This is a genomic window from Flavobacterium agri (assembly GCF_013401995.1).
GTDB lineage: Bacteria > Bacteroidota > Bacteroidia > Flavobacteriales > Flavobacteriaceae > Flavobacterium > Flavobacterium agri.
In genome coordinates this window covers 532,669-547,045 of sequence record NZ_JACBJI010000002.1, presented here as the reverse complement: position 1 = coordinate 547,045, position 14,377 = coordinate 532,669, and the positions used below count along the sequence as shown (strand labels likewise).

General features: G+C 47.4%; 15 protein-coding genes. 10 read left to right on the top strand and 5 right to left on the bottom strand.

Features of this window, described 5'->3' with window-relative positions; translation table 11 throughout:
• Window positions 1–373: 373 nt before the first annotated feature.
• Entirely contained in the window at window positions 374–1,537 is a 1,164-nt protein-coding gene (locus HZF10_RS06410; RefSeq protein ID WP_176005353.1) for an aldose epimerase family protein, read from the bottom strand.
• Between the two features lie 10 nt (window positions 1,538–1,547).
• Window positions 1,548–2,111 (bottom strand): alpha-L-arabinofuranosidase C-terminal domain-containing protein, encoded by a 564-nt coding sequence (locus HZF10_RS06405; protein ID WP_176005371.1) that lies wholly within the window; start codon window positions 2,109–2,111, stop codon window positions 1,548–1,550.
• A 307-nt stretch (window positions 2,112–2,418) separates the two neighbouring features.
• Between HZF10_RS06405 and HZF10_RS06400 the strand changes: the two genes are divergently transcribed.
• On the top strand, window positions 2,419–3,105 hold the full coding sequence (locus HZF10_RS06400; RefSeq protein WP_176005352.1) for an NUDIX hydrolase: 687 nt from the start codon (window positions 2,419–2,421) through the stop codon (window positions 3,103–3,105).
• A gap of 16 nt (window positions 3,106–3,121) precedes the next feature.
• Window positions 3,122–3,895, top strand: a complete 774-nt coding sequence (locus tag HZF10_RS06395) for a hypothetical protein (RefSeq protein ID WP_176005351.1) — start codon at window positions 3,122–3,124, stop codon at window positions 3,893–3,895.
• A 4-nt stretch (window positions 3,896–3,899) separates the two neighbouring features.
• Here the strand turns inward: HZF10_RS06395 and HZF10_RS06390 are convergent, their stop codons facing one another.
• Together HZF10_RS06390 and HZF10_RS06385 are read right to left on the bottom strand one after the other, a co-directional pair.
• Window positions 3,900–5,051, bottom strand: a complete 1,152-nt coding sequence (locus HZF10_RS06390) for a DUF3095 family protein (RefSeq protein WP_176005350.1) — start codon at window positions 5,049–5,051, stop codon at window positions 3,900–3,902.
• Window positions 5,052–5,087: 36 nt separating this feature from the next.
• Window positions 5,088–6,431, bottom strand: a complete 1,344-nt coding sequence (locus tag HZF10_RS06385) for a serine hydrolase domain-containing protein (RefSeq protein WP_176005349.1) — start codon at window positions 6,429–6,431, stop codon at window positions 5,088–5,090.
• 247 nt (window positions 6,432–6,678) lie between these two features.
• Between HZF10_RS06385 and HZF10_RS06380 the strand changes: the two genes are divergently transcribed.
• From HZF10_RS06380 to HZF10_RS06370, 3 genes are all read left to right on the top strand, one after another.
• Complete coding sequence (locus HZF10_RS06380) at window positions 6,679–7,764, top strand: hypothetical protein (protein ID WP_176005348.1); 1,086 nt, start codon at window positions 6,679–6,681, stop codon at window positions 7,762–7,764.
• Window positions 7,764–8,900: a hypothetical protein gene (locus HZF10_RS06375; protein WP_176005347.1), complete on the top strand. Its 1,137-nt coding sequence runs from the start codon at window positions 7,764–7,766 to the stop codon at window positions 8,898–8,900. Before HZF10_RS06380 ends, HZF10_RS06375 begins: the two co-directional genes overlap by 1 nt.
• A gap of 119 nt (window positions 8,901–9,019) precedes the next feature.
• Window positions 9,020–9,484 (top strand): ferritin-like domain-containing protein, encoded by a 465-nt coding sequence (locus HZF10_RS06370; protein WP_176005346.1) that lies wholly within the window; start codon window positions 9,020–9,022, stop codon window positions 9,482–9,484.
• A 71-nt stretch (window positions 9,485–9,555) separates the two neighbouring features.
• On the opposite strand, the gene HZF10_RS06365 is transcribed toward HZF10_RS06370, so the two are convergent.
• Entirely contained in the window at window positions 9,556–10,833 is a 1,278-nt protein-coding gene (locus tag HZF10_RS06365) for an epoxide hydrolase family protein (protein WP_176005345.1), read from the bottom strand.
• A gap of 172 nt (window positions 10,834–11,005) precedes the next feature.
• Between HZF10_RS06365 and HZF10_RS06360 the strand changes: the two genes are divergently transcribed.
• The 5 genes from HZF10_RS06360 (at window position 11,006) to HZF10_RS06340 (ending at window position 14,371) form a co-directional block, all read left to right on the top strand.
• The gene (locus HZF10_RS06360; protein WP_176005344.1) at window positions 11,006–11,866 is read left to right on the top strand and encodes a helix-turn-helix domain-containing protein; all 861 of its coding nucleotides are present in this window, start codon (window positions 11,006–11,008) and stop codon (window positions 11,864–11,866) included.
• A gap of 68 nt (window positions 11,867–11,934) precedes the next feature.
• Entirely contained in the window at window positions 11,935–12,510 is a 576-nt protein-coding gene (locus HZF10_RS06355) for a DUF417 family protein (protein ID WP_176005343.1), read from the top strand.
• A gap of 7 nt (window positions 12,511–12,517) precedes the next feature.
• Window positions 12,518–13,054, top strand: coding sequence for a carboxymuconolactone decarboxylase family protein (locus HZF10_RS06350; RefSeq protein ID WP_176005342.1), 537 nt, complete (start codon window positions 12,518–12,520; stop codon window positions 13,052–13,054).
• Window positions 13,055–13,168: 114 nt separating this feature from the next.
• Window positions 13,169–13,747: a Crp/Fnr family transcriptional regulator gene (locus HZF10_RS06345; RefSeq protein WP_176005341.1), complete on the top strand. Its 579-nt coding sequence runs from the start codon at window positions 13,169–13,171 to the stop codon at window positions 13,745–13,747.
• A 93-nt stretch (window positions 13,748–13,840) separates the two neighbouring features.
• Entirely contained in the window at window positions 13,841–14,371 is a 531-nt protein-coding gene (locus HZF10_RS06340; protein ID WP_176005340.1) for a YceI family protein, read from the top strand.
• Window positions 14,372–14,377: the final 6 nt, after the last annotated feature.

Genomic DNA, 14,377 nt, shown 5'->3' with positions numbered 1-14,377 from the left:
CGGAAATCGAGGCCCAAGCCTATGCTCGAATATTTACGAAACCTTCCGGGCCCGAAGATTCAGCGTAGCTAAAAATAAAAAACTCTTCCGCTTTCCTGCGCCGTTAATCGCACAGGCGGGCACCTGACGCCGCGACGATTCGAAGAAATGAGATACTGTCTGAGCGCAGCGAGTTTATCTCATTTCCGAATCTGGCGGCTGTCAGGTCGCCGAGCGATTTGGCGCTCCCGCATTTTTGCTTCTTTTGCTGCGAGGCAAAAGAAGGCCCTGCCGGCAGGCGACACAAAACAAGGAATACCAAAAGCGAAGATTTTCATAAAACAAAAGCCGGTTCTATTCCAGAACCGGCTTTCCATTAACTAACTCAAAACAATCATTTAACCGAAAACCTATACACGGTTTTCGACACATATTTTTTACCCGGTTCCAACACCGTCGAAGGAAACTTACTTTGGTTCGGTGCATCCGGATAATGCTGCGTCTCCAAACAAAGTCCCGAACGCTTTTCGTATTTGCCGCCGGTTTTGGCTGCATGCGTCCCATCGAGGAAATTTCCGCTGTAGAACTGGATCGCAGGCTCCGTTGTCGAAATCGTCATCAAACGACCCGAAGCCGCGTGGTACAAACTTCCGACCTCTTTCAATGAATTGCCCGCGTCGGTGAAAACCCAGCAATGGTCGTAGCCTTGGCCTTTCTTGAGTTGATCGTCGGCCACTTCTATGTCTTTTCCGATCGCTTTTGCCGATGTGAAGTCGAAAGGCGTTCCTTTTACCGCTTTGAGTTCGCCTGTCGGAATCAACGTCGCGTCGACCGGAAGGAATTTGTCGGCGGCCAAAGCCAGATCGTGATCCAAAATCGTCTTGCCGTTTCCGGATAGGTTGAAATAGGAATGCTGCGTGAGGTTGACGATGGTTTTTTTGTCCGATTCGGCTTCGTAATCGATTTCCAGCGCGTTCTCGTTCGTAAGCTTATACGTCACCGAAACTTTGAGATTTCCGGGATAACCTTCCTCTCCGTCCCTGGCTGTATACGTGAACTTTATTGACGGATATTCGCCTTCGACCGGTTCGGCTGTCCAGACGCGTTTGTCGAAGCCTTTTCCACCGTGAAGCGAGTTCGGGCCGTCGTTTACCGTTAATTGATATGCTTTTCCGTCAAGCGTGAATTTCCCTTTGGCGATGCGGTTTCCGTAACGTCCGATGATGCCGCCGAAGAAATACGGGTTGCCGTTGAAATATTCCTCGGGCGTCGTGTAACTCAAAACGATATCCTCGAATTTGCCGTTTTTGTCGGGAGCGGTCAGTTTGGTGATGATGCCGCCATACGTGATTACGTCCATCTCCATTCCGTTGGCGTTGGTCAGTTTGTATTGATCGATTTTGGTGCCGTCGGCCATCGTCGCGTAATCCGATTTTACGATGGAACTCTTCTTGTCGTCGGTAGTTTCTGGCATGGCCTCTGTCTTTTCTTCTTTCTTGCATCCGATGAGGCTAGCAGTCAACATCAGAAACAAAGCGGTTTTCTTCAAATTTTTCATATCTGGTTGGTTATTGCAATTTCACTTTTAGTACAACGAACGAATAAGCGGGAATTTCTGCGCTTATCGAACTCCCTTTGGTGGCGAATTTGCCGGTTTTTGGCGTTATCGCTTCTTTGCCGAAGTTGTTTTCGGACGTCAGGTTCTCATTCCCCAAAGTCGTCATCGTTCCTTGAGAAGCTACTTTTTTACCTTTCAGTGTAATGTCGGTTTTTTGCGCTTTATCGCCCGTATTGACGATTTTTATGATGACTTCCTTCGTATTACTGTCGATAACCGCAGTCGCGTACATATTATTTTTCCCGGTGACGGGCTGGCCGTTATCGGTAATTTTGACCAAAACCGTGCCCGGGTTTTGTCCGTACAATTGCTGCACGTAATAATTCGGCGTCGCATACGATTCGAGATTGTTGAACCAAATCAAATCGGGCGTCCACTGCCAACCTTCGGCATGGGCGAAAAGCGGAGCGTAAGAGGTCATGTTGACCACGTCTGCATTTCGTTCCAAACCCGTCATGAACGCGGCTTCGGCCAATGCGCAATCCCAGTTGTTCTTGTTGTCGGGAGACGCGATGGCTTTGGATTGGGCCGCATATTCACCCGCAAAAACCTTCGGGCCGCAATCTGGTTAATGTCATCATAATTAGTTAGGATTTGTTTGATTAAATAAATGTGTTTTTTACACTTCCAAATTTAGTTAAAGTTTTAAGAAAAACAAGAAAATTTTTTTTAGAAGTGAAATTTTAACACTAATAAATTGTGAACCCGTCAATACTACATCGTTTCCCGTTGTGAAATCCGCAGTGGGAATAATAAGTGTGAAACCTTGTTTTATTCGGCCATTGTCTCTATCTTGCCGCAGATTCCAGACGAAAAAAACAATGGAAAATTATCAGGACCAAGACAAGATCTTACTCGCCGTAGATTGTATCATTTTCGGATTCGATAAGAAAAACCTTAAAATTCTTCTCATCAAAAGGGATTTTGAGCCCGAACGTGGCCGATGGTCGCTTATGGGCGGATTCCTCAAAAAGGACGAAAACCTCGACGAGGCAGCAGATCGCGTGCTTAACCATCTCACCGGGCTTCACGACGTCTATATGGAGCAATTGCGTTCGTACAGCGCCGTAGATCGCGATCCCATGGAGCGTACGATTTCGGTCGCCTATTACGCGCTGATCAACGCCAATGAAGCCGAGGCCGAACTCAACGAAGATTTTTCGGCAAAATGGTTCAACATACACGAGGCGCCCAATTTGATTTTCGACCACAACACGATGGTCAACAATGCGATGGCAAGACTTCGCAGGCGCGCGCTTACCAAACCGATTGGGTTCGAATTGCTTCCGAAAAAGTTCACGATGAAACAATTGCAGACGTTGTACGAAGCGATTCTCGACGAAAAGCTCGACAAGCGCAATTTCATCAACAAGATCAACGCGCTCGACATTTTGCTCAAGACCGAGGAAAAAGACATGAAATCGTCGCGCAAAGGTTCGTTCCTTTATATGTTCGACGAGGTGAAATACAATAAGAAGGTCAAGGAAGGTTTCGCGTTTAAGCTTTAATCAATAGTCGAAGGATATGAAAAACATGCTTTTGCTGGCCATTCCTATGCTCTTGCTTTCATGCGGCCACCGAAAGCCCAATGGAAAATTTCTCGAGACCGTAAACGAAAAAGACACTACTTGCCTAAAAGACGTTGCCGAGGCAGAAAAGGATTTCGACGACGGAAAGCTGACCTATTGCCATTACACGGGAAACCTTATTATGCATCGTCTACGATCTGAAAAAGAGTTACGCGAACTGCTCCAATCCGAAGGCATCGATTTCAGGAACGAGCATTCGTCCTGCATTGTGTACGAAGGTCAAACCGAACATTGTTATTGCGATTTCATGCAGGAAAAGATCGAAGACAAATTCGGTGCAAAACGTTTAGAATCGTGGCTCGAAGAAGCCGATGCTCGTTATCTTAAAAATCATATAAACGACACGATCCGTTACACAGACTGCGATTCGAGGCCGAACTATCCCCGCGACAAAGACAATTCCGAAGACGATTTCAGCGAGGTCTTACAAAAGCGTATCGATCAAAAAATACGATATCCGAAAGGTTACGTAAAGCGATCCAACCCCGACGAAACCGGATTTGTCGAATTTACGTTTTACGTCGACAAGAAAGGAAACGCCTCAATCTCCCATTACTATTTCTTGTTCGATGTAAAATCCAACGATAGGTTTAGAGAATTCTTTATCGGACAATTGGACAGTTTAATCGAAAAACAGGGTTGGACACCCGGCAAAATCCGGGGTCAAAACGTAAATGCCGATATGGTTTTACGGTACTTCTTCGAATAAGAGATCACTTGGCCAATTTCGCCTTGAGCATGCGCGCGGCCTGCGTGTATCCGCCATCGGAACCGTCTACGAAATGGATGTGGCCATCCTCGAAATCGCGCACATAACACGACATGATCGAAGCCGTGCTGATGTGGATGCCGTAAACGATCTGCGAATCGATTTCCAATACGTCGAGAAACGATTGCAAAGCCTCACGCTGATTGCGGTTGCCCGATATGACGGTGTTGATTTTGCCGTCGAGCACCAACGTATCGGACATGTCGACGAGTTTTTCAAGGTAGCGCCTGCCTTTTACCGTTCTCAGATAAATGTACGCATACAGCGAAATCAATTTTTCGCGCAGCAATTCGATCACTTTTATCTTGCCGATGCGGGCGCGCATTTCGGTGCCGAGGCGTCCGAAAGTGGTTTTCTGGCGCAGTTTGCCCACCGATATCGGTTGGCGTTTGCGTGGCGCGCCGTAGAGTTCGTCGATCTTGGAAAGTATGCTTTTAAAGACTTGGGATTGGTCGCCGTTTTCGGTCACCATAACCAATAAAGTCACGATTTCCTCCTTGTCTTTCGGAGGCGCGATGCGATCCCAACGACATTGCATCCCGCTAAGGTCGAGTGCATGTTCTGAAGGCGAAAAATCCTCGATCGGAAAATCGTTGCCTTTTATGATTTTTTCGGCATGGATCAATCCGTCGCCCAAAACGATCGGAATCGAGAAAATGGAAGAATTGTAGTATTTCGATATACGCAGCTTGTGTCCGCTTGCGAAAATATCGGCCACGGCCACCTTGCCTACCCGAATGTCGAGCCCGAAATTCTCCATCGTATTCTGTTTGAACAACTGCAACGCGCCCAAAGCCTGTTCGCACAACGCCGGTGGCACGATAAACGTCGCGCCGTCGCCACCAAAGAAAAAAGGCACCGACAGCTTAAGTTTGAACGCGATGTTGAGCACGGTGACGATGCTTCCCGTAGCGAGTAGGTTCACGGTTTGGTGGCGTCCGCCGAAAACGGCTTCGGTAGAATTCCGGATGTCTGTGATGATGACCGTCCAATCGGCCGGCACATCGGAAAAAAGCCTATCGTCACCTAACAATTCGGGCAAAGGAATCTTGTGCGCAGTCAGTCCTGAATAGAAAAAATCGCTCGTAGTTTGCATGTAAACAAGTTAGCAAAAACCTGCTTACGACAACACTTATGCTTTCTTGAGTTCGTTTTTGATACCCGAACCTATGAAATATACGCGAGAAACCTGACCCGAAGCATCGGTCACATATTCGAGGCGGATGTCGACATCTTGCTCGTCTATGTAGAATTTGGTCTGGGATTCGGGAACGAGCTCGATTTCGCGTCCGAGCTGCAAATACAATTTGTTGTTTTTCTCGACGACGTTCACCGGAAACGGCAGTTCATCGCTGCGGAAATTACCCGCAAAACGATTCACGTTGCCCGAAAACTGGAACGGTTTCTTTTTGTAATACGGTGTTACGTCTTTCCCGAACATGATCCCGGCAAGGCCTTTAGGCACGAAATCGAGATTGGTGTCACGGTTCGTGAGTACGATGATATGCACGTCAGCTTCGGGATATTCGCCCATATACGTATTGAATCCGAAAAGTGCGCCTTGGTGTTCGAGCACTTTTTGGCCGAGGAAATTCTCGACGAAAATCCCGTAACCCGCGCCACGGTCAGGTTGGTTGGGCGTGTTCATTTTCTTTAGCGCTTGCGGGCCGATGATTTTCCCCGAAGCCAACGCCAATCGCCATTTGAGCAAATCTTCGGCCGTCGCATAAATGTTGCCCGCACTAAAACCGATGTTGAGCGGAAACGAATCGGCTCGCTTCCAACCTTCGGGCAACAGCGAATATCCGTTGACGAGTTTGGGGACGATGCGGTCGTGCTGCAAAAATCCGCTGTTGGCCATATCGGCTTTGGCCAACACATTTTTCTGCATGTAGTCGTAATAGGTTTGACCCGATGCCTTTTCGATGATATAACCAAGCAAGATGTAAGCGGAATTGGAATAACGCCAACCCGTACCGGGCTCGAAATCGTACGGCTTGTTTTTGAACGTCGCGATCAGCGTGTCCTTCATTTTATCGACGGGAAGATTGTGATTGATGTTAAACCATTTCGGATTGTTGCTCACGTCCTGGATTCCCGAAGTGTGGTTGAGCAGCATGTGAAGCGTCACCTGGTCGCCTTTCGGATAATCGGGGAAGTACTTACTGAGTTTGTCGGACGTGCTCAGTTTGCCCTGTTCTTCGAGCTGCAAAATCGCGGCGGCCGTAAATTGTTTGGTCAGCGAACAGGTCCAATAGCGCGATTCGGAAGTGTTCGGAATGTTCCACTCACGGTTGGCCAATCCGAACGATTTCTCGTAAATGACCTTTCCCTTTTTGGCAACGAGCACCGTTCCGCAAAAATCGTTTTGCGTGGCCTGCGCCTGCATGTAGCGGTCGAGCAGTTTGGGCAGGTTGTCCTGTGTGAACGAAAGCAAGGTTTCGGCCAACATAATAAATAACAACAGTCTTTTCATAATGAACGTTTCTTGATTGATGATCGATGATTGACGATTTCCGCTGCGTTTCGAACGCTTCGGTTGATGATTGAAACAAATATAACTAAAAATTTAGTTTACAAACTATTTTTATAGTTGATTTTTTAAGAATTTTAAGAACTCCGCCCTAATGATGCTGTAAGTTGGCGATTTTCAATGTAATCGTGCACAAGAATCCTCATTTTGCAATCGGATCGAATGCGTATATTCGCACAAACTTAACCTTATGAAAAAAGCCCTGACCCTACTCGTGCTATTGGTTTCGCTTTGCCTGCAGGCACAGTCGCACAATTACAAGAATTGTAAACTGGCGCGCAAAATCTTGATTTCCGAAGTCAATATCTGTCCTGCTTGCTCTAAAAAAATGCAGAAAGAGGAAAAAGCGCGCCAAGCAGAACGCAAAAGAGTCAGCGATGTGAATCTGGCCAGAAGAAAGGCCGAGGCTGCCGCTCGCGACAAAGCTGCAAGCGAGGAATTGGCCCGCATCCGAGCCAACCAGACTTCGACCGAAGTCGTGATCAACGCCCAGCCCTCGACTCCAACCGCAGCAGCCCCGACCCAGAATACAGCAGAGAGTCAGGGATACATGAGCGGGAATTACGCCGAATTTTACGATTCCGATACCCGTAAACCTATCCCTAGGCCAGAAAACGGCAACAATCGCCTGATTGCATCCACGGGAGGCGCATTAAAATTTACGGAAGATAAAACGGCGCGTTACGCCTTCCCTAAGAATACCGGAATTATAAGCTATGCCAACAATCCCGTGCGCTATTGCAACGGCTACAATTACGTTAACGCTGACCTCGTCGATTATCGGTACAATACCCTTTTGAACGATCCGGATGTTTACACTATTTTCCATCTTTATGGCGATTACTTCTTCATAACCTATAAAAAGTGCGAGGATTATGAAAGGCCGTTGTCATTCCGCACCGATTTCACGACTTTCAAGATCTACAATAGGGCAACTGGCAAATTCTGGGATCCGAAAATAGAGGGAAGCGTAAACATGAGTTTGAATACCATGGATTACGACGGACTTCACCACAAATTCAAGGGTTATAATACATATTACATGTTTAACGAATTCAAGCCCGAAGGAAAACACGGCAGCTTCGAACTCCTTTTCGATGAACTCTCCGGAGGTACAGATGGATGGAAAGCCGCTACGCCCGTGCGCATACATCGCTCTTCTGATAAGAATGACACCTACCTGTTCATTGTCATGATTGCCAAAGACAACAGCATCAAGACTTACACGGTCACCTCCGCTCAGTATGACCCTTACTTTGACAAACCTGCAGAATAATGAGACAATTTCTTACCAAACTTACCCTTGCCTTATTTTGCGTCCATATAGGCGCATTTGCACAGGATTCAGAAGACGAAACCGAAAATTTCATTTTCTACGACGAGCTCACCGCCACGATTTCCTCGCTTCAAAAAATGACCGAAGGCAAAACCTACAAGGACGCCGACGGCAAAATGTTCAACCTCGCTTTCCCCGAAACCGATTTCCAGATTTTTACGCACGACAGCCTGTGCGACAAAGCGACGATCAAAAGTGCCGCGAAAGACGTGATTGAAATAAACGAAGGCATCGATTTTTCTAAAGCGGTCGGTTTGATGGTCGGAGACGAATTCAAGGATGTCGTAGGTGTGCGCGTGTATTTCCCGGCGGGCTATCTCAAAACCGTCGTAGTTACCGATGGTGTGCAAACCGCTACAAAATCTCCCGATTATCTTGAATTTTATTGCCTTTACGGAAAGGTCGACGAAAACAAGAAGTTCTATTTCGACAAGATGTTCGAACGGGTTTGGATACTTATCGCGAACAAAAAAATCGATAAGGGCTATATAACCGAAGCCCAAGCCCGCGAGCAATACACCGCTTTTTCAAAAGGCGACGATCGGGCGTTCCGGCTTAATTTCCCTGGCTCGGTTTTGGCCTTGCAAGCGCAAACTAACATGGAGCGCAAAAATAAGGATGCAACGGCTTTACAAAAAAACATCGATTATGTAAATGCGTTGGCAGATAAATACCGCTTCAAAAGAGGTTTGAGCGAAGATGGCTTTCGCACTTATAATCCGGAATCAGCCTTTCTCTGGCACAAAAAAGAATACGACCGCAACGGCAACATCACGTATGCGAATACAAAAACTTTCGGAAACCCTTATCCTTTGGGTCCGAATGCGGTCACGATAAACCAGTCAAGCGGTGAAATTACCGTATACGGCGTTATTCCGTTTTCGGGAAAAGAAGAGCAAGTACCGCAACAAATCCAAGCGTTCATCGCCGACTTCAAAGCGAATGTCGATGCGAAGTACATAAAAGACAAAGGATACGATACTTACGAAATAGAAGTGCCCAACGCCAACGCCAAGATTATGTTCAACACGGTAGAATACAATAAATGGCGCGCCTGTTTCATTACTTTCTATTGATATTTAGCAATCCTTAAACATTCCTTTCACGCACAACTGTACAACAGCCGATTCTAATTCCGTAAGATATTCCTTATCAGTTGACCGAACTTTGTAAAACACAACTAAATTCAACTATTATGGAACGAGCAACAATCGATACGGAAAAAGCACTCAAGGCGCTCAACGACCTCATCGAAATCAACAACGACCGTGTAGAAGGTTATGAAACCGCATCCAAGGAAACCGATTCTACCGAGCTCAAGGGTCATTTCTCGAGTTGGAAAAACACAAGCCAAAGCATTCTCAACGAACTGCGTGCCGAAGTCAGGAATTTGGGAGGCGAACCCGAAGAAGGCACACGCGTCACCGGAAAATTCTTCCGCGCGTGGATGGACATGAAAGCCGCGCTTACCGGAAACGACACGCACGCGATCTTGAGTTCGTGCGAGTTCGGGGAAGACAAGGCTCAGGAAACCTATTCGACCGTGATCGAGAATTTCGGTTCGGACCTGTCTTTCGAACAACTCGAAATGGTTCGCGACCAAAAAGCGCGACTGCGTGCGGATCACGATGCGGTCAAGGCTTTGCGCGACGCCGAATAACCCAAGTAAAAACAAGAAAACCCGTTGCCCAAAAGACAACGGGTTTTTTATGCGTTTTAAATACGGACCTTTTATTTTCGCACCGATTTGAAAGCCGCACGCAATTCTTTCGCGAAAAGTTGCGGTTCTTCCCATGAGGCGAAATGTCCGCCTTTGTCGACTTCGTTGAAGTAGATCAGGTTGTGGTAGCTTTTCTCGGCCCAACTTTTAGGCGCTTGGTAAATTTCTCCCGGGAAAACGGTAATCGCCGCAGGAATCGAAATATCGACCGCGTTGAAGTTGTTCGCGTTGTTTTCCCAATACAATTGAGCCGATGAAACCGCGGTATTCGTGAGCCAGTACAGCGAAATATCGTCGAGCATTTCTTCTTTCGTAAGCGACTTCTCGGCATTTCCGCCGCTGTACGTCCATTCGTTGAATTTATCGAGGAAGAAAGCCGCCAATCCGACAGGAGAATCGCTCAATCCGTAACCCAACGTCTGCGGACGCGTCACCATCATGGCCGCATAACCGCCGCCTTTGGTATACAAGTGATTCAACGAGTTGTAAGCCGCTTTTTCTTTTGCCGTAAGATTTGCAGGCGCAGGTTCTCCGTTTTGCAACGCTTTGGCCACATCGGCAGGAACGGTAGCCGGCATGTTCACGTGGATCGCTAGCAAGCCCTGCGGTTTCTGGGCCGCCATCTTATCGGCTACGACCGAACCCCAATCGCCTCCTTGCGAAACATAATTCTTGTATCCGAGGCGTTTCATCAAAACATCCCAGGCTTTGGCGATATGATCGGCGTCCCAACCGGTTTGTGTCGGACGGCCTGAAAATCCGTAACCCGGCATCGACGGTATGACGACGTCGAACGCGTCTTCGGCTTTGCCACCGTAAGCCGTCGGGTTCGTAAGCGGATCGATGGTTTTGAGGATTTCGAAAACAGAACCCGGCCATCCGTGTGTAATTACGATCGGCAGCGCGTTTTTATGTTTCGATTTTACGTGGATGAAGTGGATGTCGAGCCCGTCGATATTCGTCACAAATTGCGGATATGCGTTGAGCTTGGCTTCGGCTTTGCGCCAGTCGTAATCGGTGTTCCAATACTCGACGAGGTTTTGCAATTGCGCGAGTTTGACGCCTTGCGATTGGTCGCTTACGGTTTCTTTGGCGGGCCAACGTGTCGCGGCGATGCGCTGTTTGAGGTCTGTTACGGCCGCTTGCGGGATTTCGGCTCGGAACGGACGGATGGCTTCGGTTGTTTTTGCCTCCGGTTTTTGTGCGGAAACGGCATTCGACCATAAAGAGAACGCTCCCAAGACGAGTGTCCCGAAAAGCGAAAGACTGAGTTTTTTAAGTGATTTCATTGGTATTCGTTTAAATTGTTGACCAAAATTATCCCGACAACAAGGCTGCGAAAAGGCTGCGGATACCGAAGTGGACAAACTCACGGACGAAATAGACATTGCGGCAACTAAGCGCATTTCGAATCGTACAATCGGAAAAAACCTTCTTACTTTTGGCGTATATGCGGCACTTATGAAAACACGTTCCTCGGAAAACGGCACGACACTTTTCGGACTTTGCAAATCGGACGCACAAACCTTGGAAACGCCCGAGCAATTCGACGGATATTGCGTGATCCTCATACATTCGGGACAAGGGAATTTCCATGCGGATTTCGGGACTTTCGGATTTTCGGGGCCGACGGTGCTTTTCGCGACGCCCACACAAATGGTTTACCTGAAGCGCGAAGAGAACGTCGATTTCGAGATGCTGCGCTTCCACAGCGATTTTTACTGCATCGAGTACCATCATCACGAGATTGCTTGCAACGGTTTGCTTTTCAACAACATTTACCTTGAACCGGCGATTGTGCTCACGCCTGATGAACATTCGGAATTTTCGGGATTGTTCTCGCAAATCGCACAGGAATTGGAAAAGCCGTCGCCATCGGACCTCATCCTACAATCGTACCTGCAACTGATACTGGCCAAATCGAGCCAAGTCAAGAACCGTAGTATGGCTCGCGAAGAACGGATAAAACCAAAAGACGAGACGATGGAAAAATTCAAGGCGCTTCTCGAAACCCACTTCCTTGATTTGCGCAAGCCGAACGAATATGCTGACTTGCTGTTCCTGACACCGAATAATCTTTCTAAGCGATGCCGCCGTTATTTCGGGAAAACGCCTTCGCAGCTTATCACCGAACGATTGGTGCTCGAAGCCAAGAAGCAATTGCACCTCACGCGCAAAAGCATCAAGGAAATCGCCTATGCGCTGCATTTCGAGGACGAATTCTACTTTAGCCGCGTGTTCAAGAAATTCACGCACGAATCGCCTCAGAGCTTCCGCGACAAGACGGGGATTTCCATTGTGGCAGATTTGTACATGAAGTAGCTTTTTTTGTCCATGTTTCGGCCTTGACGGGCACGATAACTTTGTATCATCAAAATCAAGTTATTGTCATGAAAGGTCTTTTACAACACATCGCAAACATCGACCGGATTTCAATTCCGGCCATCAGGATCAGCATCGCCATCGTATTCATTTGGATCGGCAGCCTCAAATTTTTCGACTATGAAGCCGAAGGTATCGTGCCTTTCGTGGCCAACAGCCCGTTCATGTCGTTCTTCTATGCGCATCCGTCGGAATACAAACAACACGTAAATCCCGAAGGTGCTTATGTTGCCGAAAATCATGCGTGGCACGAAACCAACAACACCTATGCCTTTTCTGACGGACTCGGGATTTTCCTGATCACGATCGGAATCCTGATGCTGCTGTACAAAATCGCACCATTATGGAGCTTGGCAGGCAGCGTTCTCCTTTTTGTCATGACCTTGGGGACGCTGTCTTTCCTGCTCACGACTCCCGAAAATTGGGTGCCGTCGCTCGGTGGCGAAAACTTCGGATTCCCGTTCCTTTCGGCAAGAGGCCGACTCGTAATCAAAGACGTGGTGATGCTTGCGGCGTCGTTGCTTTTGATGAGCGATTCCGCAAAACTTTACTTAAAAACAAACTCCATTAAAAATAATCAATAATAATAGTATGAAAACAATTCATGTACCTTCAAGAGAACAAGTGAGCGAGGCGTCGGGCGAAATTTTCGACGCGATTTCTAAAAAACTCGGAAAAGTGCCGAACCTGTTCGCAACCATCGGATATTCTTCGGACGCGCTAAAAGGCTTCCTCGATTTCGAGGCAAGTTTCAACCATTCGGGCTTCAATGCTAAAGAACGAGAAGCGATCAACCTTGTGGTTTCGCAAGTGAACAGTTGTGATTATTGTTTGGCTGCCCATACGATGCTCGCTAAAATGAAAGGTTTCGACGACAGCCAGATCATCGGTTTCCGAAAAGGTATCGCCGACGACAAAAAACTCGAAACCGCTTTGCAATTGGCGATTTCGATTGCCGAAAACAAAGGAAACGCTTCGGATGATGCGAAAGACAAATTCTTCGAAGCCGGTTATGACGAAAAGGCGTTGATCGACCTTATCGGTATCGTTTCGGTACGTACGTTTACGAATTATGTGTTCGCGACAACGAAAATCCCGGTTGATTTTCCGGCCGCGCCGACGCTTTGATTGTTATTTTCATTTTGGCACTCGCTTTGGCGGGTGTTTTTTTTTGGTTCCGAGCGCAGTCGAGGAACGGTTCCTCGACTGCGCTCGGAACCACCTTTTCCCTATCTTTATACCATGGACGCGAAAGAAATCCTCAAGCAGCACATCTCGAAAACCATCTCGCTTACCGACGATGAATCCGACCATTTCTTTTCGCATTTCAAACGCGAATCTTTCAAGAAAGGCCAGGTCGTAATCGGCGAAGGCGATGATGTAGACAAGGAATACTTCGTGCTCTCGGGTTGTCTCAAAGCGTTTTTCGTGAACGACGAGATCAAGATGTACATCCTGCAATTCGCGATGCCTACGTGGTGGACGTCCGATTACGGCGCATTGTACAACCATACCAAAGCGTTGATCAGCATCGATTGCATTTCGGATGTCGAACTGCTTTCACTGTCGAATGCCGATCGCGAAAAACTGTGTTCAGAATCGCATGCCGCCGAACACTTCTTCCGCTGGCGCACCAATAAAGGTTATGTCGCAGCCCAAAAACGGCTGTTGTCTTTTATGAACAACAACGTGCGCGTGCGTTACGAACAACTGCTTGCGCAATATCCGGAACTTTACAATCTGGTCCCGAAACACTTGATCGCAGCCTATCTTGGCGTTTCGCGCGAAACGTTGAGTCGGCTTTACACTTCACATAAATAACGCAAATTCCGAATGTGATGTAGGTCACGTAACCGCGTTTTCATATCTGCTTTCCTTTGTACTGTAATTATTAACGATTTAATGTACAATATCATGGAAACTAAAATTTTTAAAATCGAAAACGCTAAAAGCAACGTGAACTGGATCGGTAGAAAAGTAACCGGAGCGCACGACGGCACTATCGCTATCAAAGACGGTGAATTCATTTTTACCGATGGAAAACTATCGGGCGGAAACGTCGTGATCGATACGACTTCGATCGTGATCCTCGACGTGAAAGATCCTGCAACCAATGCTCAATTCGCAGGGCATTTGGCTTCGGATGATTTTTTCTCTTTGGACAAGTTCAAGACCGCGACGCTTAAGATCACTTCGGCCGTTGCGACAGAAGACGACTACGTGGTGACCGGCAATCTTACGATCAAAGACATCACGCATCCGATCCAATTCAAACTGACCGTAGACGTAAACGGGGACACGCTTTCCGCAACCGGAAAAATCGTCGTGGACCGCACGAAGTACAACATGAAATTCCGCTCCGGAAATTTCTTCACCAATCTTGGCGACACGTTGATTTACAACGAATTCGACCTTGACGTTAACGTAATCGCGAACCTTTCTTAATCGAGA